Origin of the sequence: Paraburkholderia sp. SG-MS1 (assembly GCF_012275575.1) — a bacterium.
Classification (GTDB): domain Bacteria; phylum Pseudomonadota; class Gammaproteobacteria; order Burkholderiales; family Burkholderiaceae; genus Paraburkholderia.
In genome coordinates this window covers 1-26562 of the sequence record NZ_NPIH01000235.1, presented here as the reverse complement: position 1 = coordinate 26562, position 26562 = coordinate 1, and the positions used below count along the sequence as shown (strand labels likewise).

Annotated in this window: 22 protein-coding genes; 21 read left to right on the top strand and 1 reads right to left on the bottom strand. The window is 60.4% G+C overall.

The annotated features are described in order from the left end of the window. Positions 1-537 precede the first annotated feature (537 nt). From CIC12_RS22340 to CIC12_RS22250, 19 genes are all read left to right on the top strand, one after another. Positions 538-1704 (top strand): ABC transporter substrate-binding protein, encoded by a 1167-nt coding sequence (locus tag CIC12_RS22340; RefSeq protein ID WP_168667081.1) that lies wholly within the window; start codon positions 538-540, stop codon positions 1702-1704. 403 nt (positions 1705-2107) lie between these two features. Then, positions 2108-3268 carry an ABC transporter substrate-binding protein gene (locus CIC12_RS22335; RefSeq protein WP_168667079.1) on the top strand — a complete coding sequence of 387 codons (1161 nt, stop codon included), beginning with the start codon at positions 2108-2110 and terminating at the stop codon, positions 3266-3268. A gap of 210 nt (positions 3269-3478) precedes the next feature. Next, a complete protein-coding gene (locus tag CIC12_RS22330) occupies positions 3479-4534 on the top strand; it encodes a branched-chain amino acid ABC transporter permease (protein WP_168667077.1) in 1056 nt (351 codons plus the stop codon). Between the two features lie 4 nt (positions 4535-4538). Further along, complete coding sequence (locus CIC12_RS22325; protein WP_168667075.1) at positions 4539-6323, top strand: branched-chain amino acid ABC transporter ATP-binding protein/permease; 1785 nt, start codon at positions 4539-4541, stop codon at positions 6321-6323. Between the two features lie 11 nt (positions 6324-6334). Then, entirely contained in the window at positions 6335-7087 is a 753-nt protein-coding gene (locus tag CIC12_RS22320) for an ABC transporter ATP-binding protein (RefSeq protein ID WP_174772145.1), read from the top strand. Positions 7088-7257: 170 nt separating this feature from the next. Further along, the gene (gene mnmG, locus CIC12_RS22315; protein ID WP_168667071.1) at positions 7258-9216 is read left to right on the top strand and encodes a tRNA uridine-5-carboxymethylaminomethyl(34) synthesis enzyme MnmG; all 1959 of its coding nucleotides are present in this window, start codon (positions 7258-7260) and stop codon (positions 9214-9216) included. Beyond that, complete coding sequence (gene rsmG / locus CIC12_RS22310) at positions 9213-9896, top strand: 16S rRNA (guanine(527)-N(7))-methyltransferase RsmG (protein WP_168667069.1); 684 nt, start codon at positions 9213-9215, stop codon at positions 9894-9896. The genes mnmG and rsmG overlap by 4 nt, the downstream gene beginning before the upstream one ends. A gap of 77 nt (positions 9897-9973) precedes the next feature. Further along, a complete protein-coding gene (locus CIC12_RS22305; protein ID WP_168667067.1) occupies positions 9974-10765 on the top strand; it encodes a ParA family protein in 792 nt (263 codons plus the stop codon). A gap of 18 nt (positions 10766-10783) precedes the next feature. Further along, positions 10784-11671: a ParB/RepB/Spo0J family partition protein gene (locus CIC12_RS22300; protein ID WP_168667065.1), complete on the top strand. Its 888-nt coding sequence runs from the start codon at positions 10784-10786 to the stop codon at positions 11669-11671. Between the two features lie 859 nt (positions 11672-12530). Continuing rightward, positions 12531-13076, top strand: a complete 546-nt coding sequence (locus CIC12_RS22295; RefSeq protein WP_168667063.1) for an ATP synthase subunit I — start codon at positions 12531-12533, stop codon at positions 13074-13076. 161 nt (positions 13077-13237) lie between these two features. Next, positions 13238-14089: a F0F1 ATP synthase subunit A gene (gene atpB, locus CIC12_RS22290; RefSeq protein WP_168667061.1), complete on the top strand. Its 852-nt coding sequence runs from the start codon at positions 13238-13240 to the stop codon at positions 14087-14089. Positions 14090-14171: 82 nt separating this feature from the next. After that, the gene (atpE, locus tag CIC12_RS22285) at positions 14172-14441 is read left to right on the top strand and encodes a F0F1 ATP synthase subunit C (protein ID WP_007180033.1); all 270 of its coding nucleotides are present in this window, start codon (positions 14172-14174) and stop codon (positions 14439-14441) included. 138 nt (positions 14442-14579) lie between these two features. Beyond that, positions 14580-15050, top strand: a complete 471-nt coding sequence (locus tag CIC12_RS22280; protein ID WP_168667059.1) for a F0F1 ATP synthase subunit B — start codon at positions 14580-14582, stop codon at positions 15048-15050. Between the two features lie 2 nt (positions 15051-15052). Continuing rightward, positions 15053-15592 carry a F0F1 ATP synthase subunit delta gene (locus CIC12_RS22275; protein WP_168667057.1) on the top strand — a complete coding sequence of 180 codons (540 nt, stop codon included), beginning with the start codon at positions 15053-15055 and terminating at the stop codon, positions 15590-15592. A 58-nt stretch (positions 15593-15650) separates the two neighbouring features. Next, positions 15651-17192 (top strand): F0F1 ATP synthase subunit alpha, encoded by a 1542-nt coding sequence (gene atpA / locus CIC12_RS22270; protein WP_168667055.1) that lies wholly within the window; start codon positions 15651-15653, stop codon positions 17190-17192. A 139-nt stretch (positions 17193-17331) separates the two neighbouring features. Further along, entirely contained in the window at positions 17332-18216 is an 885-nt protein-coding gene (gene atpG, locus CIC12_RS22265) for a F0F1 ATP synthase subunit gamma (protein ID WP_168667053.1), read from the top strand. A 115-nt stretch (positions 18217-18331) separates the two neighbouring features. Beyond that, entirely contained in the window at positions 18332-19726 is a 1395-nt protein-coding gene (gene atpD / locus CIC12_RS22260; protein ID WP_020067427.1) for a F0F1 ATP synthase subunit beta, read from the top strand. Between the two features lie 161 nt (positions 19727-19887). After that, positions 19888-20313 (top strand): F0F1 ATP synthase subunit epsilon, encoded by a 426-nt coding sequence (locus tag CIC12_RS22255; protein ID WP_073427836.1) that lies wholly within the window; start codon positions 19888-19890, stop codon positions 20311-20313. A gap of 233 nt (positions 20314-20546) precedes the next feature. After that, positions 20547-22277 (top strand): AMP-binding protein, encoded by a 1731-nt coding sequence (locus CIC12_RS22250; protein ID WP_168667051.1) that lies wholly within the window; start codon positions 20547-20549, stop codon positions 22275-22277. 819 nt (positions 22278-23096) lie between these two features. Here the strand turns inward: CIC12_RS22250 and CIC12_RS22245 are convergent. Further along, the gene (locus tag CIC12_RS22245; RefSeq protein ID WP_168667049.1) at positions 23097-23885 is read right to left on the bottom strand and encodes a transporter substrate-binding domain-containing protein; all 789 of its coding nucleotides are present in this window, start codon (positions 23883-23885) and stop codon (positions 23097-23099) included. Between the two features lie 218 nt (positions 23886-24103). Here CIC12_RS22245 and hemE point away from each other — a divergent pair, with 218 nt between their 5' ends. Then, positions 24104-25204 (top strand): uroporphyrinogen decarboxylase, encoded by a 1101-nt coding sequence (gene hemE / locus CIC12_RS22240; RefSeq protein WP_168667047.1) that lies wholly within the window; start codon positions 24104-24106, stop codon positions 25202-25204. Between the two features lie 464 nt (positions 25205-25668). After that, the coding region (locus tag CIC12_RS22235) for a primosomal protein N' family DNA-binding protein (RefSeq protein ID WP_168667045.1) at positions 25669-26562 on the top strand (894 nt) is incomplete at its 3' end.

Here is a 26562-nt window from a genome sequence, read left to right as displayed (position 1 = left end):
CGCGGTGCGTAGTAGGGGTGCATGGTGAGAGGCGAAATTGATTCGGTATCCGATCTAATTCGGTACGCGTCGATGCACTGAGCATGTGAATCGCGAAGCCGGATAGCGCGCGCAGGCCCGCCGGCAAGGCCGCCCTAACGCGCCCCAATTCGGTGCCGCACTGCACCACTAGGGTAATTGCTAGTTGTAGCAGAGGGGGGGGTCGTTTAACCTTCATGCAGTTCTGATGCACCACGAATTTGCAGGTGGAGAACGAGGAGACAATGAGGCACTCAGTGCCCAGACGAAAGCGCTGTTGGATTGATATCCAACAGCGCTTTTTATTTGTGCTTTGCTAAAGCGTCATTCCATTCGTTGCCAATTCGGCAGTCATTTTTTATTCACCGAAGCGCTCACGACATCACACCGTATAACCCTGCAAAGCGCTTGCAGCGTGGGGCTTTCGTCCGCTAAACTTCCTATTCACCGACCGCTGGGTCGGTATTTAAATCCGCGGATTTAAATTCAAATGAATAACGGTGTTGATAGAGGAGCGGGATGAAGTCGGCATTGCGTTGGATTAGCGCGGCATTGGTCGCCACTGGGGTATCCGCAACATGGAGCGGTCATGCATTCGCGGACGTGAAAATCGGCGTCACCGTGTCGGCAACGGGGCCGGCCGCCTCGCTCGGCATTCCGGAAAAGAACACCGTCGCGTTGCTGCCTAAAGAAGTGGCGGGTCAGAAAATCGACTACATCGTGCTCGACGATGCGACCGATTCCACTCAGGCGGTCAAGAACGCACGCAAGCTCACCAGTGAAGATCACGTGGATGCGTTGATCGGCTCGACCGTGGTGCCGAATTCGCTCGCAATGATCGACGTCGCCAGCGAAAGCGGCACGCCGATGATCTCGATGGCCGCCGCGGCGAGCATCGTCGAACCGATGGACGCGAAGCGTGCATGGGTCTTCAAAACACCGCAAAACGACATTTTGATGGCCACCGCGATCGCGCAGCATATGGCGAATCACGGCGTGAAGACGGTCGCGTTCATCGGCTTTTCGGACGCGTACGGCGAGAGCTGGTTCAAGGAGTTCGGTAAGGCCGCTGATCTCGCGAAGATCAAGGTCGTCGCGAACGAGCGCTTTGCGCGCAACGACGCGTCGGTCACGGGCCAGGTGTTGAAGATGATGACGCAGAACCCGGATGCGGTGCTGATCGCGGGGGCGGGCACGCCGGCCGCGCTGCCGCAGAAAACGCTCAAGGAGCGTGGCTACAAGGGCAAGTACTACCAGACGCACGGTGTCGCAAATAACGACTTCCTGCGCGTGTGCGGCAAGGACTGCGAAGGCACCTGGCTGCCCGCTGGCCCGCTGCTGGTCGCCGATCAGCTGCCCGATTCGAACCCGGTGAAGAAGACCGCGCTCGCCTACAAGCACGCATACGAAACCGCTTACGGCGCCGGCTCGGTGTCGACTTTCGGCGGTCACGCATGGGATGCCGGCTTGCTGCTGCAGCGCGCGATTCCGCTCGCACTGAAGAACGGCCAGCCGGGCACGCCAGCGTTTCGCGAGGCGCTGCGCGCAGCACTGGAGAACACCAAAGACCTGCCCGCGTCGCACGGCATCTTCAACATGAGCGCGAACGACCACGCTGGCCTCGACCAGCGGGCGCGCGTGATGGTGGAGATCGTCGGCGGCAAGTGGAAGCTGGCCGGCGACTGAGCGAAGGCGCAGCGATAAGGAACCTCATTGAAAAAGACGCGTGCAGTTGACGCGTCTTTTTTATTGTCTGCATCACGTCAAAAGTGTGGTTCCGTCGCTTCAGGACAAACCCTCATTTGCCTAACGGTCTATTGACCGTCAATGATGCAGAACGCAATACTACTAACATGTTAGTAGTTTGTTGAGTTGAATTCGAAGTACGGAAGTGAGGCGACTGGCGCAGGAAATCGCGGCGGTTCGCCGTAGTGTGAGAGAGGGGAGCGGCACCCAACAAAACGGCGAAGGTATTCGCGCCGAGCAGGGAAAACCATGCTTGGCACACCTGAACCCTATAACTAGATTCAGACACCCGGTCGTCAAGCCGGATTACAGATACGCGCTTCAAAGCGTTTGGAGACTCGCAATGAACAAGACAAGGCAATGGGTACGCACCGGCATCGCGATGGCGTTGATGTGCGGTGCCGGCGTGGCGTTTGCCCAGGTGAAAATTGGGGTAACGTTGTCGACAACGGGGCCGGCCGCATCGCTCGGGATTCCTGAGAAGAACACGATCGCGTTGTTGCCGAAAGAGATCGGCGGGAAGACAGTGCAGTACATCGTGCTCGACGACGGCTCGGATACCGGCAAGGCCGTGCAGAACACGCGCAAGCTGATCGATGAGGATCACGTCGACGCGATCATCGGTTCGACCGTCACGCCGAATTCGCTCGCGATGCTCGACGCCGCCGCCGAAGGCAAGACGCCGGTGGTCTCATTGGCGGCATCGGCGGCGATCATCTCGCCGATGGACGCGAAGCGCGCATGGGCCTTCAAACCGCCGCAGAACGACAGCTTGATGGCCGACGCGATCGCCGACTACATGGAGCATCACGGTGTGAAGACGGTGGGCTTCATCGGCTTCGCGGACGCGTATGGCGACGGCTGGAATAACGTCTTCACCGCTGCGGCCGCCGCGCACAACCTGAAGATCGTTTCCAACGAGCGGTTTAATCGCACCGACGCATCGGTGACCGGCCAGGTGCTCAAGACGATGGGCGCGAATCCTGACGCCGTGTTGATCGCCGGCGCGGGTACGCCGTCGGCGCTGCCGGCCAAGACGCTCAAGGAGCGCGGCTACAAGGGCAAGGTCTACCAGACGCACGGCGTCGCGAATAACGACTTCCTGCGCGTGTGCGGCAAGGATTGCGAGGGCGAATTCCTGCCGGCTGGCCCGATCCTCGTGACAGACCAGTTGCCGGATTCGAATCCGGTGAAGAAGTCGTCGCAAGCGTATAAGACGGCTTACGAGAAAGCGTATGGAGCGGGCTCGGTGGCGACCTTCGGCGGTCACGCATGGGATGCCGGCCAGATGCTGCAAGCGGCGATTCCGGTGGCGCTGAAGACCGCTCAGCCGGGCACTGAAGCATTCCGCGTGGCACTGCGCGGCGCGCTCGAAAACATCAAGGAACTGCCGGTGTCGCACGGCATCATGAACACCACGACGACCGACCACAACGGCCTCGACAAGCGTGCGCGCGTGATCGTGCAGATCGTCGACGGCAAGTGGAAGCTGCACAACGACTAACGATAAAAAGCGGTACGCGCCTCTCGCGCAATCTGCGGCATCTGACGCCGCATTGCCATTGTGTTCGATGACAATGGCATCGACCGCCGCGCCGGAACACGGTGCGGCGGTTGCCTTTTCAGTCATTGCAGGTCGGTGGCCGGCCGCGGCTTCTGCCGCCACGTCACGACCGTTCCCGATTTCGGTTTCGACGCTTCAGGACGAGGAAGTATGGATCTATCAATTGCGGCGATCCTCGCGCAGGACGGCATCACCACCGGCGCGATCTACGCGCTGCTCGCGCTCGCGCTGGTGTTGGTGTTCTCCGTGACGCGGGTGATCTTCATCCCGCAGGGGGAGTTTGTTTCGTACGGCGCGCTGACGCTCGCCGCACTGCAGACACAGAAGTTTCCGGCCACCTGCTGGCTGCTGATGGCGATGGGCGCGGCCTGCTTCGTCGTCGAGGTAGTGGGACTAGTGCGGCATGCCGAGCGTCGCCGACACGCGGCACGGACCCTGGTTACGCTGGCCGGGAAATACCTGCTGTTTCCGATCGCGGTGTACGCGCTCACGCGGGGTGTTTTCCTACAGCCGCTGCCGATGATCGTACAGATCGCCCTGACGCTTCTGATCGTGATTCCAATGGGTCCGTTCGTCTACCGGCTTGCCTATGAGCCGATCGCGGAAGCGACCACGCTGTTGTTGCTGATCGTGGCAGTCGCAGTGCACTTCGCGATGGTTGGACTGGGGCTCGTGATGTTCGGCGCGGAAGGTTCGCGCACGACCGCGTTCTCGGATGCGACGTTCAGCGCCGGCAGCCTGTCGATCTCCGGACAAAGTCTGTGGGTGGTCGGCACAGCGGTCGTGCTGATTGGCGCGTTGTACCTGTACTTCGATCGCTCGATCTCGGGCAAGGCGTTGCGCGCGACGTCGGTGAACCGGCTCGGTGCACGGCTCGTCGGCATCGGCACCACGCAAGCGGGGCGCCTTGCGTTCACGCTGGCAGCCGGGCTCGGCGCGCTGTGCGGAATCCTCGTGGCACCCCTGACCACCATTTACTACGACTCGGGCTTCCTGATCGGTCTGAAGGGCTTTGTGGGGGCGATTATCGGCGGTCTGGTCAGCTATCCGCTGGCGGCAGCGGGCTCTATCCTGGTGGGCCTGCTGGAGTCGTATTCGTCGTTCTGGGCGAGCGCTTATAAAGAAGTGATCGTGTTCACGCTGATCATCCCCGTGCTGCTCTGGCGAAGTCTTGCCAGCCCGCACGCCGAAGAGGAAGAGGAGTGACACGATGAAACGGATCATGCAAAACAAGTTCTTCTGGTTGTTCCTCGTGGTGCTGTTCGCGCTGCCGGTGTTGCCGCAGCCCATTCACGTGCCCGAATACTGGGTGACGTTGCTCAACTACATCGGCCTGTATTCGATCGTCGCGATCGGACTCGTACTGCTGACTGGCATCGGCGGGATGACGAGCTTTGGGCAGGCGGCGTTTGTCGGCATCGGCGCCTACGCGACCGCGTATCTGACGACCACGTATGGCGTGTCGCCGTGGCTCGCGTTGATCGCGGGCGTCGTCGTGACCGCATTGATCGCGCTGATGCTGGGCCTCGTGACGATGCGTCTGTCCGGCCACTTTCTGCCGCTCGGCACGATCGCGTGGGGGCTTGCGCTGTTCTATCTGTTCGGCAATCTGGAGATGCTAGGTAAGTACGACGGCATCAATGGAATTCCGGTGCTGAATGTTTTCGGCATCAACCTGGAGTCCGGTCGGCATATCTATTACCTGATCTGGCTGGTCGTGCTCGGTGCGGTGATTTCTGTTCAGAATCTGCTTAATAGCCGGCCGGGGCGCGCAATTCGCGCGCTGCGCGGAGGCGGCATGATGGCTGAGGCGATGGGTGTGAACACTGGCTGGATGCGCGTCGTGATTTTCGTCTATGCAGCGGTGCTGGCGTCGGTGTCGGGCTTCCTGTACGCCCATCTGCAACGCGCGGTGAATCCCACGCCGTTTGGCCTGAATCACGGCATCGAGTTTCTGTTCATGGCGGTGGTCGGAGGCGTGTCGCACGTGTGGGGGGCGGTCCTCGGCGCGGCGATCTTGACGTTGCTGCAGGACTATCTGCAAACGCTGCTGCCGAAGCTGCTCGGGGAAAACGGCAACTTCGAAGTGATCGTATTCGGCATCTTGATGGTGTTACTGCTGCAGTACGCCCGCCAAGGGGTTTGGCCGTTCGTCGCACGCTTCTTCCCCCGTGGTCCGCGCGCGCATCTGCCAGATGAGGCGGAACCGTTGCCGCAGCGCAGCAAGCCGGAAGCCGGCGAAGATCTGCTGACAGTGAACAAGGCGCGCAAGCAGTTCGGCGGTCTAGTCGCGGTCAACGACGTCAGCTTCGAGGTGAAAGCGGGGCAAATTATCGGGCTGATCGGGCCGAACGGAGCCGGTAAGTCAACGACCTTCAATCTGGTTACGGGGGTGCTGCAGGCGACCAGTGGTGAGATCACGTTCCGCGGCGAGCGTATCGATTCGTTGAGTTCACGCGAAATCGTTAGGCGTGGGATCGGCAGAACCTTCCAGCACGTCAAGCTTCTGCCGGGGATGACGGTGCTCGAGAACGTCGCGATCGGCGCGCATTTGCGCGGCCAGGCGGGTGTCTGGCGCAGTGTCGCACGTCTGAACGGCGCGGAAGAAGCGCGCCTGATGGCGGAGGCGGCTCGACAGATTCGTCGCGTGGGGCTCGAACAGCATATGTACGATGAGGCTGGCAGTCTCGCGCTGGGCCAGCAACGGATCCTCGAAATTGCTCGCGCTTTGTGCTGTGACCCGACGTTGTTGCTGTTGGACGAACCTGCGGCCGGCTTGCGCTATCAGGAAAAGTTGCAGCTCGCTGATCTGTTGCGTCGCCTCAAGGCGGAAGGCATGAGCGTGCTGCTGGTGGAGCACGACATGGACTTCGTGATGAATCTCACCGATCGGCTAGTCGTCATGGAGTTCGGGACGCGGATCGCGGAAGGGTTGCCGTTGGATGTGCAACAAGACCCGGCGGTGCTCGAAGCGTATCTGGGCGGGGTGGAGTGATGGAGAACACAATGAAGGCTGTTGCACCGATTCTCGACGTGGCCGGACTGTCGGTCCGATACGGCAAGGTCGAAGCGCTGCACGGGGCTGCGATCAAGGTGCGGGCCGGGCAGATCGTCTCGGTGATCGGTCCAAACGGAGCGGGCAAATCCACGTTGCTGAACGCCATCATGGGCGCGCTGCCGACTTCCGGCCATGCGAAGGGCGCCGTCGTCTATCAGGGCGAGGACGTGAGCGCGGTGCCGGTCGAGAAGCGGGTGGCTCGCGGCATGTGTCTGGTACCCGAGAAGCGAGAGCTTTTTGCATCGATGACGGTGGAAGACAACCTGGTCCTCGGAGCATATCGACGCAAGCGCGCGGGGGAGCGCAATTTCCTCGACCAGCTTGAGCCGGTTTTCACACTGTTTCCGCGACTAAAGGAGCGTCGGAAGCAGGCTGCCGGTACATTGTCTGGCGGTGAGCGGCAGATGCTGGCGGTGGGGCGTGCGCTGATGGGAAAGCCCGATCTGTTGATGCTCGATGAACCGAGTCTGGGTCTTGCGCCGCTGATCGTAAAAGAAATTTTCCACATCATTAGCGCGTTACGGCAGACCGGCGTTGCGACGCTGCTGATCGAGCAGAATGCGCGAGCCGCTTTGCAAATTTCCGACTATGGCTATGTACTGGAAACCGGAGAGCTAGCATTGGAGGGGCCCGCTCCGGATTTGGCGCAAAATCCACGCGTCATCGAAACCTATTTGGGGTTGGCCAAGAAAGTGGCGTAGTCGCGTACTTTTTAGCGGGTGGCGGGACCTATATGCGGTGTGTTTCACGTGAAACACACCGCTTTTTTTGTATGGCCACTCGGACGAAATTCGGGCCGAAACCGAACCCGTTATAATTCGTCCATACTTTTCCTTTAAGGCTCACGCGACGATCTGGCGTGAGATCCGCAATGCTCTTTCCCACAGAATTTCACGTCATTGTCGTTGGCGGCGGTCATGCCGGCACAGAGGCCGCGTTGGCCTCGGCGCGCATGGGCAATACGACGCTCCTGCTGACCCACAACATTGAAACCCTTGGCCAGATGAGCTGCAATCCGTCGATTGGCGGCATCGGCAAGGGCCATCTCGTCAAGGAAGTCGATGCGCTCGGCGGCGCCATGGCAGCCGCCACGGACGAGGGCGGGATCCAGTTCCGCATCCTCAATTCGTCGAAGGGTCCCGCCGTTCGGGCCACACGCGCTCAGGCGGACCGTCTGCTGTACAAACAGGCGATCCGGCATCGGCTGGAGAATCAGCCAAACCTGTGGCTGTTCCAGCAGGCTGTCGACGATTTGATAGTAGAGGGCGATCGTGTCGTTGGCGCCGTGACGCAGGTGGGAATTCGTTTTCGCGCGCGGGCGGTGGTGTTGACGGCCGGGACGTTCCTCGACGGCAAGATTCACGTGGGTTTGAACAACTATACGGGTGGTCGCGCGGGCGATCCGGCTGCGGTTTCGCTTTCCGCACGGCTAAAGGAATTGCAGCTGCCGCAAGGCCGACTCAAGACGGGTACGCCCCCGCGGATCGACGGTCGCACGATCGACTTTTCGCAGCTGGAAGAGCAGCCAGGCGATCTGGACCCCGTGCCGGTGTTTTCATTTCTGGGGCGCGTGGAGCAGCATCCGCGGCAGGTGCCGTGCTGGGTAACGCATACGAACGAGCGGACGCACGACATCATCCGGGGCGGGCTCGACCGGTCGCCGATGTATACGGGCGTCATCGAGGGCGTAGGGCCGCGCTATTGCCCGTCTATCGAGGACAAGATCCACCGCTTTGCATCGAAGGAATCGCACCAGATCTTCCTGGAGCCGGAAGGGCTGACCACCAACGAGTTCTATCCAAACGGGATTTCCACGAGCCTGCCGTTCGATGTTCAGCTGGAATTGGTGCGCTCGATGCGCGGTCTGGAACACGCGCATATCCTGCGGCCTGGTTACGCGATTGAGTATGATTATTTCGATCCGCGCGGGTTGAAGGCATCACTGGAAACCAAAGTGATCAACGGTCTCTTCTTCGCCGGCCAGATCAATGGGACGACCGGTTACGAAGAGGCGGCCGCGCAAGGTCTGCTGGCGGGCATCAACGCGGGTTTGTACGTACAGGGCAAGGATGCATGGTGTCCGCGTCGGGATCAGGCCTACCTTGGCGTGCTGGTCGATGATCTTGTGACACGCGGCGTGTCCGAGCCGTACCGGATGTTCACTAGCCGGGCTGAATATCGTCTGAGCCTTCGGGAAGACAATGCCGATATGCGCCTGACCGAGATCGGGCGCGAGCTTGGCGTGGTCGACGACATCCGTTGGGACGCCTTTCGCCGCAAGCGCGACGCTGTTTCACGTGAAACAGAGCGACTGCGCGCGACGTGGGTCAATCCTAAGACGTTGCCGGCCGACGAAGCGACAGCCTTGCTCGGCAAGCCAATCGACCATGAATACAGCCTCGCCGATCTGCTGCGCCGCCCGGGTGTGACCTACGACGGCGTTTGCGGATTGCGTGCTGGCACATGCGGCGCGCCCGAGATGCTTGCAGAAGACGATGTATTGCTTGCTCAGATCAAGGAGCAGATCGAGATTGGCGTCAAGTATCAGGGCTATATCGACCGACAGGCTAGTGAGATCGAGCGGAATGAGGCCCACGAAAGCACGCGCCTGCCCGAAGGGCTGGACTATGCAGAAGTCCGAGGCCTGTCGTTCGAAGCTCGTCAGAAGCTGACGCAATTCCGTCCCGAAACCATCGGTCAGGCATCGCGCATTTCGGGCATCACACCGGCTGCAATTTCCTTGCTGATGGTCCACCTGAAGCGCGGCTTGGGCCGTCGTTCGACGAAACCCGCCGAACCCGGCGCCGATAGCACGGCGGTGCCGCAATGACGGCGAGCCAGAAGAGCAGTATTCAGCAAGCGTTGGCGCCACTGCTAGCGGACGGCGTCCGCGAACTCGGCCTCGATTTGAGCGACACGCAACGCGGCAAGCTGCTCGACTACGTGGCGCTGCTGTCGAAATGGAACGCCGTCTATAACCTGACGGCGATCCGCGATCCGCGGCAAATGCTGATCCAGCACATCCTCGATTCACTGTCGATCGTGTCGCATCTCGCGCCGCGTGGCCCGTCATCGGTGCTCGACGTGGGGTCGGGAGGGGGCCTCCCAGGAATCGTGCTGGCGATCGTTTTACCCGATTGGACCGTCACCGTGAACGACATCGTTCATAAGAAGACGGCGTTTCAGTCGCAGGCGAAGGCCGAACTCGGCCTTGCCAACCTGTTGGTCGTGACCGGCCGCGTCGAGGTCTTGCGGCAGGGCGCCGAAGTACCGGCAAAGTTCGACGTAATTGTCTCGCGCGCATTCGCAGAGCTCGCGGATTTCGTTACACTGGCCCGTCATCTGGTTGCGGAGCAGGGGGCGATCTGGGCAATGAAAGGCGTGAGGCCGGAGGGCGAGATCGAACGTTTGCCGGCCGGTGCCCACGCGGAACAGATCATCAGGCTGCAAGTACCGTTCCTCGACGCGGAGCGGCATCTGATCAAGGTTCTGGTGGATGCCGACAACTAAGCCTTTTGCCAGCGCAGATCGGCTCGGCGTCATCAACGAATTTTTCTTCATCCAGCAGCAAAAGGGACACACCAACGATGGCAAAAATCTTCTGCGTTGCGAACCAGAAGGGTGGCGTCGGCAAGACGACCACCACAGTCAATCTGGCCGCGAGCCTGGCAGCGCAGGGACAGCGAGTTCTTCTCATCGACCTGGACCCGCAGGGTAACGCCACGATGGGCAGCGGTATCGACAAGGCCGCATGCGCTAACACCGTCTACGAAGTGCTCGTGGATAACGTCTCGGTGGCCGATGCGCGCATACGTCCAGAAGCAGTCAGCTACGACGTACTGCCCGCCAACCGCGAACTCGCGGGCGCCGAGGTGGAACTCGTCAGCGTACAAAATCGTGAACGGCAGTTGAAGGGGGCGCTCGCGGCGGTCGAGAGCGAATACGATTTTGTACTGATCGACTGCCCGCCGGCATTGTCGCTGCTGACACTCAATGGTCTGTGCGCCGCGCACGGTGTCGTGATTCCCATGCAGTGCGAGTACTTCGCGCTTGAAGGCTTGTCCGATCTGGTCAACACGATCAAACAGGTGCATGCCAACCTGAACCGGGACTTGAAGGTGATCGGCCTGCTGCGCGTGATGTTCGATCCGCGCATCACGTTGCAACAGCAAGTTTCAGACCAACTGAAAGAGCATTTCGGCGACAAGGTGTTCGACGCGGTCATCCCACGCAACGTACGTCTGGCCGAGGCGCCGAGCTATGGCTTGCCCGGCGTGGTGTTCGACCGGGCATCGCGCGGCGCTCAGGCGTATGTGCAGTTCGGCGCGGAAATGATTGAGCGGGTGCGCGCGTTGAATGACGCCCCCCAGGCATCCTAAGTGGACCGAGGAAGCACGATGAATGCAGTAGCAAGAAAGAAGGGATTGGGACGCGGTCTTGAGGCATTGCTAGGCGGTACCGCCGATATCACGGAAGCGGTGACAATCGAAGGTGCGCCCAATGTGCTGCCGCTCAGCAAGATGCAGGCGGGCAAGTACCAGCCGCGTACGCGAATGGACGAAGGCGCGTTGCAGGAACTGGCGGCCAGCATCCGCGCTCAGGGACTGATGCAACCGATCCTCGTGCGTCCTGTTTCGGCGGACAGATACGAAATCATTGCGGGGGAGCGGCGTTTTCGTGCCGCGCGCCTAGCGGGTCTCGAAGAGGTGCCGGTACTGGTGAAGGATGTGCCAGACCAGGCTGCCGCCGCGATGGCGCTGATCGAAAATATTCAGCGCGAGGATTTGAATCCGCTGGAAGAGGCGCAGGGTATCCAGCGCTTGCTCGACGAATTCAATTTCACGCACGAGCAGGCGGCAGAGTCGGTGGGCCGCTCGCGCAGCGCGGTATCGAACTTATTGCGCTTGCTCAACCTCGCGTCGCCGGTGCAGACGATGCTGCTGGCCGGCGACCTGGACATGGGGCACGCCCGCGCGCTGCTGGCAGTCGACGGCGCCACTCAGATCACATTGGCCAATCAGGTGGTCAACAAGCGCATGTCCGTGCGTGAAACCGAAAAACTGGTGACGACGACCACGAAGGCCGCCCCAGCGGTCAAGGCGCGCGCGAATCCCGATGGCGGACGCGATACGCGGCGGCTCGAGGAGGAGCTGTCGGATCTGCTGTCGGCAACGGTCAAGATCAAGCTCGGTCGACGCGGCCGGGGCCAAGTGTTGGTCGACTTCGGCGATCTGGATGCGCTGGAAGGCATTCTCGTTCGATTGCGTGGCAATGCTACTGCGTGAAACGTGGATTGCGTAGGAAGGGTGCTGAATAGGCTTGCGGCGCGTTCAACGTTCTATGCAACAAGCTATTTGGCGCACTTCGACTGCGTTCCCGTGTTGGCGCTGCGCGTACACCTGGTCGGCCGGTTCTGTTGCTTGGCATCCCACGCCGAATTTGATTGGATATCCTAAATAAAAGTGAAGGTCGGATAATAAGGAATCGAGATATATCGGTGTGTCGCGCGAATCATGTTCGTGCCAACGAGGCCGCTTGGCTGCGGCGCGGGCGGCTTGCGGCGACCGCCGACGCGGTGCGTAGGATGCTGGTCGCGCGTTCGGCTTCCGTCACAGCAGATGTGGAGTCGCGTCCTCGCGAGGCTCAGCGGCGCTTGCGGGGAGAGCAGAGCCCACGTACTGGTATGACTTCTAACCCGCTTGATGCGGTTAAGCTAATCGTTCGCGGCTAACCGTTAACTGGTTCGCGAATCTGCCGATGACTTCGCAGCCTCGTTATAAGGACCTTGCGCCTCCACGCCGCTCGTTCTCTACCCGTCGGCGTCCAATCCCGCACGCAAAAATTGACGTTTGTTGTGTTTTCGACACGTCCGCCACAACGTCTGCGCGACCTATGATTACGCGCAAGCCTGCGCAATTCCACACCCCCGTTTTGCCATCCCCCAGCCGCCTTACATTTGGCGTGTTTTCCCGTGGCAGAATGCCGTTCCCGCGCAGCGAGGGCGCCTTTGATGCCGGTTATTGAACGGCCTAAAGTCTTGAATTGCCTGCAACTATCGCTTACAATCGCCCGGATTTAATTGCACGGCAACCCCGTAAGCGCAGCGAAAGCTCGCGAGCTGATCAAGACTTTCGGAACACTGCGATGGCGGTCAAAACGTCGAATCAAGCGCCGGAAAATGGGCACGACGGACACCGCGCTGAACGCACCGTTGCCGATTCGTCCTCCGGCCAGCAAGTTACGCATGACGAGCCATGGGGCGTCGAGCAAGAAGATAACAATATCGTTCCGCTCACGCGGGCCGAGGCTGAAAAGCTGTTTGGTCCTAACGTGAGTCGTCCATCGCGCGTCACGCCTTTCAAGGTCGTGATGGCGCAAATGGTTTTGTCCCTGGGTGCTACGCTGGTGTGGTGGCTGTTCTACAAGCCGCCGGGCGCTGCTGCGCTGTCCGCGTTTCTGGGTGGGGCGATTTGCTGGATCCCTGGCGCGCTGTTCGCGGCACGCCTTAGAACGCTGAGCGGCGCCGAGACAGTGATGAGCTGGATGATCGGCGAAGCGCTCAAGATGGGGACAACGATTGCGATGTTTGTAGCCATCGCTTTCTGGTATCACGACGTACGCTGGGTGCCGCTGCTCGTGACCTACCTCATCGCGCTCAAGACTTACTGGATCGCCTTGGCGTGGCGCTAAGGTAGCAGAAACAGTTAGCAGCAAAAAATTCAGGCTGGCGCGCAGCGCCAGCACCAGGTGTGCGGATACGACACGGTCCGCACCCGGCGTGTTCCCGCAATACAGCATTGCTGCGGGTGCGGCCTAAGACGATTTTCGACAATTTGGGTGGCTTTAACGATATGGCAGCTAGCGAAGGCACGCGCGCAATGGATCCGTCCGAGTACATCGCGCACCACTTGCAGAACTTTTCCAACGCGCACCAGACGTCGATTTTCGACATTCACGTGTGGAATCTGGACACCCTTTTCTGGTCGATCGTTTGCGGTCTGGCCACTATCTTCATTCTGCATCTCGCTGCCCGCAAGGCGACGTCCGGCGTGCCGGGCCGTTTCCAGTGCGCCATCGAAATGCTGGTCGAAATGGTCGAGGATCAATCGAAGTCGATGATCCACGGCACGCGCACCTTCATCGCACCGCTGGCCCTGACCGTGTTCGTCTGGGTCGCGCTGATGAACTCGCTCGACTTTATCCCTGTCGACCTGCCGGGCCATGTGATCGGCTGGCTGGGTCTGTCTGAAGCCATCCCGCACCATCGCCTCGTGCCTACCGCCGACTTGAACGGCACGCTCGGTATCGCGCTCGGCGTGTTCGTGCTGATGATTTACTACAACTTCAAGATCAAGGGCGCAGGCGGCTTCGTGCATGAACTGCTGTCCGCTCCGTTCGGCGCGCATCCGCTCCTGTGGATTCCGAACCTTGCACTGAACATCATCGAGTTCGTCGCGAAGACGGTCTCGCTCGGCATGCGGCTGTTCGGCAACATGTACGCGGGCGAACTGTTGTTCCTGCTGATTGCCCTGCTCGGCAGCATCTGGAGCTTCGGCGCGGACACGACGGTGCTTGGCTTCATCGGCCACGTGATCGCCGGCAGCGTGTGGTCAATCTTCCACATCCTGATCGTTCTGCTGCAGGCGTTCATTTTCATGATGCTGACGCTGGTGTATATCGGCCAGGCACACGACACGCACTAACCTGCGCCGTCAAAAAGAATCGCTTTAGTTTTTAAATCCCAGTTCCAACCAGTTCTAAAAGACTTTTCACAAAGGAGTGATCATGCAAGCTTTCATCGCCAACATCCAGGGTCTGACCGCCATCGGTATCGGCATCATCATCGGCCTGGGTGCAATCGGCGCCTGTATCGGTATCGGCCTGATGGGCGGCAAGTACATCGAAGCATGTGCTCGTCAGCCGGAGCTGATGAACCCGCTGCAAACCAAGATGTTCCTGCTGGCTGGTCTGATCGATGCGGCGTTCCTGATTGGCGTTGGTGTGGCAATGCTGTTTGCGTTCGCGAACCCGCTGCTGTCGAAGCTGGCAGGCTGAGGTTCCTCGGAAGTTTGCGCCTGAGCTATAACTGGTAAAGGCGCAGGGCGGAACGGGCACTGGGGCGCTGATCGAATACAGAATCGATGAGCGCCTTGCCGTTTCACTTTCCGAACTAGCAACGTTTAAGGAAACACCGTGAATCTCAACGCAACCCTGTTTGCGCAAATGGTCGTGTTCCTGATCCTCGCGTGGTTCACGATGAAGTTCGTGTGGCCGCCGTTGATCAACGCCCTCGACGAGCGCTCGAAGAAGATTGCTGACGGTTTGTCGGCTGCTGAAAAGGGCAAGCAAGAACTCGAAGCTGCTCACAAGCGCGTCGACCAGGAACTCGCCCAGGCGCGCAACGACGGTCAGCAACGTATTGCCGACGCGGAAAAGCGCGCGGTGGCAGTCGCTGACGAAATCAAGGCTCAGGCACAAGCTGAAGCCGCTCGCATCATCGCGCAAGCGAAGGCCGACGCGGAGCAGCAAGTCGTCAAGGCGCGCGAAACGCTGCGCGGCGAAGTCGCTGCGCTAGCTGTGAAGGGCGCCGAACAGATCCTGAAGCGCGAAGTCGACCAGGCAGCTCACGCTGACCTGCTGAATCAACTGAAAGCCGAGCTCTGATCATGGCCGAACTTGCAACCATCGCCCGTCCGTACGCAGAAGCGCTCTTTGGCGTGGCCGAAGCTGGTGACATCGCCGCCTGGTCTACCCTCGTGCAGGAGCTGGCACAGGTTGCGCGTCTGCCCGAAGTGCTGTCGATTTCCTCGAGCCCGAAAGTAAGCCGCGCCCAGGTCAGCGAACTGCTGCTGGCCGCGGTCAAGTCGCCGCTCAAGGACAACGCGCAAGCGAAGAATCTGGTGCAAATGCTGGTGGACAACCATCGCCTGCAATTGCTGCCGGAAATCGCCGTGCAGTTCGAAGAGTTGAAGAATGCCCGCGAAGGGGCGGCCGATGTGCTGATCGTCAGCGCATTCCCGCTCGAAGGCGCGCAGTTGAACGAACTCGTCGCAAGTCTCGAACGCAAGTTCAAACGCAAGCTGAAGCCGACGGTCCAGGTGGACTCGTCGTTGATCGGCGGCGTGCGCGTGACGGTCGGCGACGAAGTGCTCGATACCTCGGTCCGCGCGCGGCTTGCCAGCATGCAAACGGCTCTGACGGCCTGAAGCGCCCACGGCGCTGAAGCGGCTGGCACGCAACAGAATTGACTATCAGGAGCGAATAATGCAACTCAATCCCTCTGAGATCAGCGAGCTGATCAAGAGCCGGATCCAGGGCCTTGAAGCGAGCGCAGACGTTCGCAACCAGGGTACCGTGATCTCCGTGACCGACGGTATCGTGCGTATTCACGGCCTGTCGGAAGTGATGCAGGGCGAAATGCTCGAATTTCCGGGCAACACCTTCGGTCTCGCACTGAACCTCGAGCGCGACTCGGTCGGCGCCGTGATTCTGGGTGAGTACGAACACATTTCGGAAGGCGACATCGTCAAGACGACGGGCCGCATTCTCGAAGTGCCGGTGGGTCCGGAACTGCTCGGCCGCGTGGTCGATGCACTTGGCAATCCGATCGACGGCAAGGGCCCGATCAACGCGAAGAAGACCGACGCAATCGAAAAGATTGCTCCGGGTGTGATCTGGCGTAAGTCGGTTTCGGAGCCGGTCCAGACCGGTCTGAAGTCGATCGACGCGATGGTGCCGGTTGGCCGCGGCCAGCGTGAGCTGATCATTGGCGACCGCCAGTGCGGCAAGACCGCAGTCGCAGTCGACGCGATCATCAACCAGAAGGGCAAGAACCTTTTCTGTATCTACGTCGCGATCGGCCAGAAGGCTTCGTCGATCATGAACGTGGTGCGTAAGCTGGAAGAAACCGGCGCGCTGGAATACACGATCGTCGTGGCCGCTTCGGCTTCGGAATCGGCTGCGATGCAGTACCTCGCACCTTACGCCGGCTGCACGATGGGCGAATACTTCCGCGACCGCGGTCAGGACGCGCTGATCGTTTACGACGACTTGACCAAGCAGGCTTGGGCGTATCGTCAGATCTCGCTGTTGCTGCGCCGCCCGCCGGGCCGTGAAGCGTATCCGGGCGACGTGTTCTATCTGCACTCGCGTCTGCTGGAGCGTGCTGCTCGCGTCTCGGAAGAGTACGTCGAGAAGTTCACGAACGGCGAAGTGAAGGGCAAGAGCGGTTCGCTGACGGCACTGCCGGTCATCGAAACGCAAGCAGGCGACGTGACCGCATTCGTTCCGACGAACGTGATCTCGATTACCGACGGCCAGATCTTCCTGGAAACCGACCTCTTCAACGCAGGTATCCGCCCGGCGATTAACGCCGGCGTGTCGGTGTCGCGCGTGGGTGGTGCGGCTCAGACGAAGGTCGTGAAGAAGCTGTCGGGTGGTATCCGTACCGACCTCGCACAGTACCGTGAACTCGCAGCATTCGCCCAGTTCGCCTCGGATCTCGACGAAGCGACCCGTAAGCAGCTGGAGCGCGGCCGCCGCGTGACGGAACTGCTGAAGCAGCCGCAGTACCAACCGCTGCAAGTGTGGGAACTGGCTGTTTCGCTGTTCGCAGCGAACAACGGCTACCTCGACGACCTCGAAGTCCCGCAAGTCCTGCCGTTCGAAAAGGGCCTGCGCGAGCACCTGAAGTCGAGCCACGCTGACCTGGTCAAGCGCATCGAAGATACCAAGGAACTCTCGAAGGACGACGAAGGCCTGCTGCACACGGTCCTCAAAGACTTCAAGAGGTCCGGCGCTTATTGATCCGCGAATGATCCGCAAGGCATAAACGGACCTTGAAGCGGAGCGGGACGCATGTGAATGCCCTCGCGCCGCTTCGATCGCTTTGCATGGGACCCGAGTAAGCGCTAAAGCGCTAACTCGGGCCGACAAGGAGCAAGCAATGGCTGGAATGAAGGAAATTCGCGGCAAGATCAAGAGCGTGCAAAACACGCGCAAGATCACGAAAGCGATGGAGATGGTGGCCGCATCGAAGATGCGCCGCGCTCAGGAGCGCATGCGCGCTGCTCGCCCGTATGCCGACAAGGTCCGCGACATCGCTGCGCACATGAGCCGTGCGAACCCTGAGTATCGTCACCCGTTCATGGTGTCGAACGAAGGCGCGAAGGCGGCCGGCATCATCCTCGTCACCACCGACAAGGGTCTGTGCGGCGGGATGAACACCAACGTGTTGCGCGCGTCGACGCAGAAGTTCAAGGAACTGGAAGGCCAGGGCAAGACGGTCGAAGCAACTGCGATCGGCACCAAGGGTCTGGGTTTTCTGAACCGTTTGCGCGCCAAGGTGGTGTCGAACGTCGTGCATCTGGGCGATACGCCGCATCTGGAAAAGCTGATCGGCGCGGTGAAGGTGCAACTCGACCTGTACTCGGAAGGCAAGGTGTCGGCGGTGTACCTGGCATACACGCGCTTCGTCAACACGATGAAGCAGGAGCCGGTGATTGAGCAACTGCTGCCGCTGTCGGCAGACCAGTTCGAGCGCAAGGAAGAAGACAGCACGACGCCGAGCACGCAGTGGGACTACATCTACGAGCCGGATGCGCAGGCAGTGGTGGACGAACTGCTGGTGCGTTATGTCGAAGCGCTGGTCTATCAGGCCGTCGCGGAGAACATGGCATCGGAGCAGTCGGCGCGGATGGTCGCGATGAAGGCTGCTTCGGACAATGCGAAGCAGGTCATCAACGAACTGCAGCTCGTGTACAACAAGAGCCGTCAGGCCGCGATCACGAAAGAACTGTCGGAAATCGTCGGTGGCGCGGCGGCAGTCTGACCTCGACGGTCAGTCACGCCGCTTCGTGTGCGCCCGTGAGGCGCGCCCCACCTTGGCGGCCCATCGAAATTGCGCCTTTGCGCGAGTGAAGAATTGAGTATCTAAAGGAAAAGCGATGAGTACTACTGCTTTGGTAGAAGGCAAGATCGTACAGTGCATCGGCGCGGTGATCGACGTGGAATTCCCGCGTTCGGACATGCCGAAGATTTACGACGCGCTCATTCTCGAAGGTTCGGAACTGACCCTAGAAGTCCAGCAACAGCTGGGCGACGGCGTCGTCCGTACCATCTGTCTGGGTGCTTCGGACGGCCTGCGTCGCGGCACGGTCGTGAAGAACACGGGTAACCCGATCAGCGTGCCGGTCGGCAAGCCGACTCTGGGGCGGATCATGGACGTGCTGGGTCGCCCGATCGACGAAGCCGGCCCGATCAACTCGGACGTGGTTCGCGGTATTCACCAGAAGGCTCCGGCGTTCGACGAACTGTCGCCGTCGACCGAGCTGCTCGAAACTGGCATCAAGGTTATCGACCTGATCTGCCCGTTCGCGAAGGGCGGTAAGGTGGGTCTGTTCGGTGGCGCCGGCGTGGGCAAGACCGTGAACATGATGGAACTGATCAACAACATCGCCAAGGAACACGGTGGTTACTCCGTGTTCGCCGGTGTTGGCGAACGTACCCGCGAAGGGAACGACTTCTATCACGAAATGAAGGACTCGAACGTTCTCGACAAGGTCGCGCTGGTGTACGGCCAGATGAACGAGCCGCCGGGCAACCGTCTGCGCGTCGCGCTGACCGGTCTGACGATGGCTGAGCACTTCCGTGACGAAGGCCTCGACGTGCTGTTCTTCGTCGACAACATTTACCGTTTCACGCTGGCAGGCACGGAAGTGTCGGCACTGCTCGGCCGTATGCCGTCGGCAGTGGGCTATCAGCCGACGCTGGCTGAAGAAATGGGTAAGCTGCAAGAGCGTATTACGTCGACCAAGACCGGCTCGATCACGTCGGTTCAGGCCGTGTACGTCCCTGCGGATGACTTGACCGACCCGTCGCCGGCTACGACTTTCGGCCACCTGGACGCAACCGTCGTCTTGTCGCGTGACATCGCTTCGCTGGGCATCTACCCGGCAGTCGACCCGCTCGATTCGACCTCGCGTCAGATCGACCCGAACGTGATTGGCGAAGAGCACTATTCGATCACGCGTGGCGTGCAGCAGACGCTGCAGCGCTACAAGGAACTGCGCGACATTATCGCGATTCTGGGCATGGACGAACTGGCGCCGGAAGACAAGCTCGCCGTTGCGCGCGCTCGTAAGATCCAGCGTTTCCTGTCGCAGCCGTTCCACGTCGCTGAAGTGTTTACGGGTTCGCCGGGCAAGTACGTGCCGCTGAAGGAAACGATCCGTGGCTTCAAGATGATCGTTGAAGGCGAATGCGACCACCTGCCGGAACAAGCGTTCTACATGGTCGGCACGATCGACGAAGCCTTCGAAAAGGCCAAGAAGATCCAGTAAGGGTCGGGTGTAACGAAGCGGGCGTCGGCTTGTGCGTGTCGATATGGTTGTGCTGTATCGGACCGCAAAGCGGGCGCCTCTCACTACGCTCACCTTGTAGCCTTGCATGGGACGAGAATAGGCGCTCAAGCGCTAGCTCTCGTCGACAGGAGTCGACAGTTATGGCAACCATTAAAGTAGACGTCGTCAGCGCGGAAGAGCAGATCTTCTCGGGCCAGGCGAAGTTCGTCGCGCTGCCGGGCGAAGCGGGTGAACTCGGTATTTTGCCGGGCCACACGCCGCTCATCACGCGGATTCGTCCGGGTGCGGTGCGCATCGAAGCTGAGAACGGCGAAGAAGAGTTTGTGTTCGTCGCCGGCGGCATCCTCGAAGTCCAGCCGGGCGCAGTGACGGTTCTCGCCGACACCGCGATCCGTGGCAAGGATCTCGACGAAGCCAAAGCTGAAGATGCACGCAAGCGCGCGGAAGAAGCGCTGCAAAACACGGGTTCGAACCTCGAATACGCCACCGCGCAAGCGGAATTGGCTTACGCGACGGCTCAGCTCGCTGCGATTCAGCGTCTGCGCAAGCTGCGTGGTCAGAACTAAAAGGCATACGTATCAGAGAGAAAGCAGCCTTCGCGGCTGCTTTTTTTTGACCACGAATTGACGTTTACGGAAAGGTCTGCACAATGATGCGATCGGACCGATCGCACGCCTGTCGCGCAAGTCCGCGCGATGCGCTGCGGGTAAGACTTGATGCCATAAGAACGCACGCCGGTGGCACAATCGATTTCAAATTCATTTCAATCGGGCGAGCTTCCGCTCACGGAGACAACACCATGGCAACGCAAGCGTCAGGCGAAGGTGCACTCATCGAACCCAAAGGCGGACTTTCGTATGTGCGTGGGTCGACCGAAATCCCGTTGAGCGAAGCGACCGTCGGCCAGTTTCTTCGCGACACGGCCAGGCGCTTTGCCGACCGCCCGGCCGTGGTGTTTCGCGAGCAGCGCATTCGCTGGACGTGGAAGGAATTTGCAGACGAAGTGGACGTGCTGGCGGCCGGGCTTCTCACACTCGGCATCGCGAAGGGCGACCGCGTGGGCATCTGGTCGCCAAACCGCGTGGAGTGGTTGCTTACCCAATTCGCGACCGCGCGGATCGGCGCGGTGCTGGTCAACATCAACCCGGCCTATCGACTCGCGGAGCTCGAATATGCGTTAAACAAGGTCGGCTGCAAGGCGGTCATTGCCGCCGAGCGTTTCAAGACGTCGATGTACCTCGAAATGCTGCAGGAACTTGCTCCCGAACTGGCGGCGCAGGCGCCGGGCGACCTTCACGCCGCACGGTTGCCGGAGTTGCGCTACGTGATTCGCATGTGCGACACCGAAACGCCTGGCATGATGAGCTTTTCCGAACTGATTGAACGGGGACGCGCGACGCTCGACATCGCGCAACTGGAAGCCGTTGGCGCAACGCTGACATGCCACGAACCGATCAACATTCAGTTCACGAGCGGTACGACGGGAAATCCGAAAGGCGCAACGCTAACCCATAGCAACGTCGTCAACAACGCGCGCTACATCGCGATGGCGATGCGGCTGTCCGAGCAGGACGCCTTATGTATTCCCGTCCCGCTGTACCACTGTTTTGGGATGGTCCTGTCGGTGCTGGCGTGCGTGTCGGTCGGCGCGAATATGGTGTTTCCAGGCGAAGGCTTCGACCCCGCCGCGACCCTCGCCGCGGTGGCCGAAGAAAAGTGCACCGCCTTGCACGGCGTGCCGACCATGTTCATCGCCGAACTCGATCACCCGGACTTCGCCGGCTACGACTTCTCGCAACTGCGCACCGGCATCATGGCGGGCTCGCCGTGCCCGATCGAAACGATGAAGAGGGTCGTCTCGAAGATGCATCTGAGCGAGATCACGATTGCGTACGGCATGACGGAAACCAGCCCCGTGTCGTTCCAGAGTTCGACGACCGACCCGCTCGACAAACGCACCACCACGGTGGGCCGCATTCAGCCGCATCTGGAGGTGAAGATCGTCGATCCGCTCGGCGAGATCGTGCCGGTGGGCGAGACTGGCGAACTGTGCACGCGGGGCTACTCGGTGATGCAGGGTTACTGGGGCGACGAGGCGAAGACGCGCGAAAGCGTGATCGACGGCTGGATGCATACCGGCGATCTGGCAACGCTCGATGCCGAGGGTTACTGCAACATTGTGGGCCGATTGAAGGACATGCTGATTCGCGGAGGGGAAAACATCTATCCGCGAGAGGTCGAAGAATTTCTGTTCCGCCACCCGAAAATCCAGAGCGTGCAGGTGTTCGGCGTGCCCGACGCGAAGTACGGCGAGGAAGTCTGCGCATGGGTCGTGCTGCGCTCGGGTGAGCAGGCGAGCGCCGAAGAGATTCAGCAATTCTGCCAAGGGCAAATTGCGCACTACAAAGTGCCGAAGTACGTCCGTTTCGTCGACGAACTGCCCATGACGGTGACCGGCAAAGTGCAGAAATTCATCATGCGCGAACGGATGATTAGCGAATTGAAGCTGCAGGAAGACAGGACAGCATGACGCGCAGAATAGAGCCGCGCTGGTAATTGCTAACGGCAAACCGCGCGGCGCAAACAGAAGCCAGAACCGTTCTGGTGGCTTCGCCAACCGACCTGAATTGAAGCAAAGCCGGAGCGTGCCGTATGCGCAAACGTTTGGCCAGACGAAAAAAAAGCGGGCCTGGAGCCCGCTAAAAACCACACGCTACGGGGTTAGCGCGAGGAGACCAAAGATGGAGCAACTGAGACGGCAACCCTGTGCCGAATACGGCCCCAGCAGGGATGCCCCTTCTCAGGGCTTCGGCATGCGCCGACCGGCAAGTGCATCGTATCCGCTCACACCATGCACCCAGCCACATCCGTGTTGAAACCGTTGAGGCATTGTGGGCGAATTACTCTAATGGCGCGGTAACAAAGTGTTTCAGGTTGTAACGCCCGCCAAATAAGGCGCTGCGGGAGCCATGGCAAATTTGGACGCTCGAAACGTAATTTTTACTGATGACTCGCTCGCAATTTCATACCCATGATTGATGCTATTCGTGTCGCATATTGCGGCGTAAATTGTTCAGTCGATTCCGCATCAAATGGTTGCATGCGCATCTTTTATGGGGAAAATCTCCCGTGTTACAGGTATTGCTGAGCTGCTGTAAATTTATACTTAAAACGCGGTCTGATGTATCGCAAAGCAACAACCTCCATTTTTCGACGGCGTTTGAAGGGGTCAATTCACGCAGTTAACCATGCGGCGCCGTTGTTGGGCTTTTTCTTAAAACTGGACGCGGTTCGTTACACGATGTTGGCCGACGCCAGAAGTAATCGGCATCTGCGCCGGCCACTTACTTCATTTCAACCACTTGTCGGAGATAGCCTGATATTCGCCAGTCGCCCGCGCAAGGTGGAGCCACTGGTCGACATACTGCTGGAAAGCCACATCGCCGCGCGGCAGCAGCCAAGCTTTCTCGCCATACTGGAACGGCTTGTCCGGATGCACGGAACAAAGACCCGAATTCAGCTTCTGCTGCAACAAGGTTTCCGAGGCGTCCGTCACCATCACGTCGGCCTTCCCAGCAAGGATCTGCTTGAAGATCGTCACGTTGTCCGGATAGACGGTCAAATTCGCATGCGCAAAGTACTGCTTCGCGAAACGCTCGTTGGTCCCGCCGGGATTGACGATCACGCGCGTCGACGGCTGGTCGATTTGCGCGACAGTCTGATACTTGCTGACGTCGTCGCAGCGCACGATGGGCGTCTTGCCGTCGATCATGTAAGCCTGCGTGAAGAACGCGCGCTTTTGCCGCTCGAGCGTAGGCGACACGCCACCCACGCCGATATCGCATTTCGCGACAAAGTCGTTCATCAGGTTCGACCATGACGTCTTGACGAATTGCGCCTTCACACCGAGCGATTTCGCGAGCGACTCCGTCATGTCAATGTCGATGCCTTCGAACTGGCCATCCCCTTTGTCGAACGAATAGGGTTTGTAGTCACCAGTCGTGCAAGCGCGCAGCGTGCCACGGCTAAGAATTTCGTCCAGTCTGGACGGCGCGGCGGGACTGGTCTGCGCACCGGTCGCGCCTGCGTGCATCAAAACTCCGGCGATGGCGCCGAGGATGGCAAGTACTAGCTTCATCGAGTCTCCTTCTCATTTGTATGTAATTGTCTGGTAAGACGGTCCGATAGTAGCTCGGTGAAGCTGCCTTGAACATCGGCCATTCAGCCAGGGTGACAGCTGCGGGCAGCTACGGAAAACTGTCGGTACCATGCGGCTGGACAGTTATTGGTCGTATCGGGCGCGATGGGGCGAGCGCGCTCCGGTAAAATGCCCCTTTGCCCTCAGTCGTACGTAACGTGGCCCATAAACTCCTGAACGACACCTTCCTGCGCGCGCTGCTGCGCCAGCCTACCGACTACACGCCGATCTGGCTGATGCGGCAGGCTGGTCGCTATCTGCCGGAATACAACGCCACGCGGGGTCGCGCAGGCAGTTTCCTTGGTCTTGCAAAGAGTCCGGCGTTCGCGACGGAAGTCACGCTTCAGCCGCTCGATCGTTACCCCCTCGACGCCGCGATCCTGTTCTCCGACATCCTGACCGTGCCCGACGCCATGGGCCTCGGACTCGAATTCGTTACGGGCGAGGGGCCGAAATTCGCCCGCCCGGTGCGCACGGAAGACGACGTGGCGCGCCTCACGGTGCCGGACATCGACGCCACGCTGCGCTACGTCACTGACGCCGTTCGCGAAATTCGCACGGCGCTCACGGACGCACAAGGCCGCCAGCGGGTGCCGCTGATCGGCTTTTCGGGCAGCCCTTGGACCTTGGCCTGCTACATGGTCGAAGGCGGCGGGTCGGCGGACTTCCGCACAGTCAAGTCGATGCTTTACGCACGTCCGGATCTGATGCATCGGATCCTCGACGTCAATGCACGTTCGGTCGCGGCCTACCTGAATGCGCAGATCGAAGCCGGCGCGCAAGCCGTGATGATTTTCGACACGTGGGGCGGGGCGCTGGCGGACGGTGCCTATCAACGCTTTTCACTGCAGTACATCCAGCAGGTGGTGAGCCAGTTGAAGCGCGATCACGACGGCGAGAAAGTGCCGGTGATCACCTTCACGAAGGGCGGCGGTCTGTGGCTCGACGAGATAGCCCGGATCGGCGTCGATGCGGTCGGTCTCGACTGGACCGTGAATCTGGGTAAAGCTCGCGAGCGCGTGGGCGGCAAGGTCGCGCTACAAGGCAATATCGACCCTTCGGTGCTGTTTGCGCCGCCCGCTTCGATTCGCATGGAAGCGCGCGCGGTACTCGACAGCTTCGGCAGTCACCCCGGCCACGTCTTCAATCTGGGGCACGGTATCTCGCAGTTCACGCCCCCCGAAAACGTAGCGGAGCTGGTCGACGAAGTGCATCGTCACAGCCGCACGATTCGCGGTGGCGCGCATGCACTAACGTGAGGCCGTAATCGTTACCATTTTTGTTGCGACGCAGCGAAGTGGGCTCCGGGTCTAAGGGGAGAATTGCTGTTCATAGGCCGTCGGGTGGCGGTCTCGTGATTGTCAAGACTTGACTTATGCACATTTGCCACGCTGCGGCGCAGTAGAACCTTTCGTCGTGTCCTGACCCTTGCACAGTGCGTGCGCATTTGATCTAACCCTTGTCGGGCAAGGGTTTGAGGGGTGCCAGACGAAATGTGCGGTACCCCACAGAAGGCCGCCGCGACGCGGTTCGCGGCCCATCCGGGCGAAGTTCTCAACAAAGTTATCCACAGGCCAGCGGATCGATTGCAATTGTTCAGCGGAATCCAAAACTTAGCGCTGTTATTGAAGTTTTACTTTAACTTTGATCGGCTCTCTGCGTGTCCGATGTGCGTGGCGACGTGGCGTCACGTCGCGTCAGCACCCCCAAGTCGTGCGGCCGCGTGAGCGAGGTCTTCGTCCGCGTTGCGCTGGATCATCCGCTGCCGACTCTGTTCGACTATCGATACGACGCATCTGAACCCGTCGCGCCGGGCATGCTCATCAGTGTGCCATTCGGCAAGCGGCACGTGGTCGGGCTCGTCTGCGAAGTGACCGCTCACAGCGACGTGCCGGAAAACCGCCTGCGCTCGGTCAGCAGCTTATGCACCGCGTGCCCGCCGCTGTCCGCGGAATGGTTGAGGCTGAGCGCCTTCGCCGCCGACTACTACCAGCGCGGGATGGGTGAGGTGGCGTTGCCGGCGTTGCCGCAAGCGTTACGCGATGCGTCGCGCTGGTCTCGCCTGTTCGCACCGGAGGAGCGCTATAGCGTCACGCCGGAAGGCCGGGAGGCACTACCCGACGCCTTGCCTGCGCGCGCGAGCGCCTTGCGAAAGCTCGCACAATCGCTCGCCGACGCCGATTTTCTGCTGGCCGCCGACGCTCGCGCGCTCCACCCCAAAGCGCTTGCGAATCTCGAAGCATGGCAAGCGCAGGGGTGGGTGGCGCTCGACATCATCGAGGCTGCCGAGGTGCAGGCCGTTCCGGCGTCGCCCGACGCGCCTGCGCCCGTGCTGCCCACGCTTACGGACGAGCAAACGGCCGCCGTCGAAGCAATTCGCGACGCGGACGGCTTTGCTCCGTTCCTGCTGCACGGCGTGACGGGCAGCGGCAAGACCGAGGTGTATCTGCGTGCGCTCGCCGAGATTCTTGCCGCGAAGCCCGACGCCCAGGCGCTCGTCCTCGTGCCGGAAATCAATCTGACGCCCCAATTCGAGGCGGCTTTCCGGGCGCGCTTCGCCGCGCTCAACGGCACGTCGATCGTCACGTTGCACAGCGGCCTCGCGGAGGGCGAACGT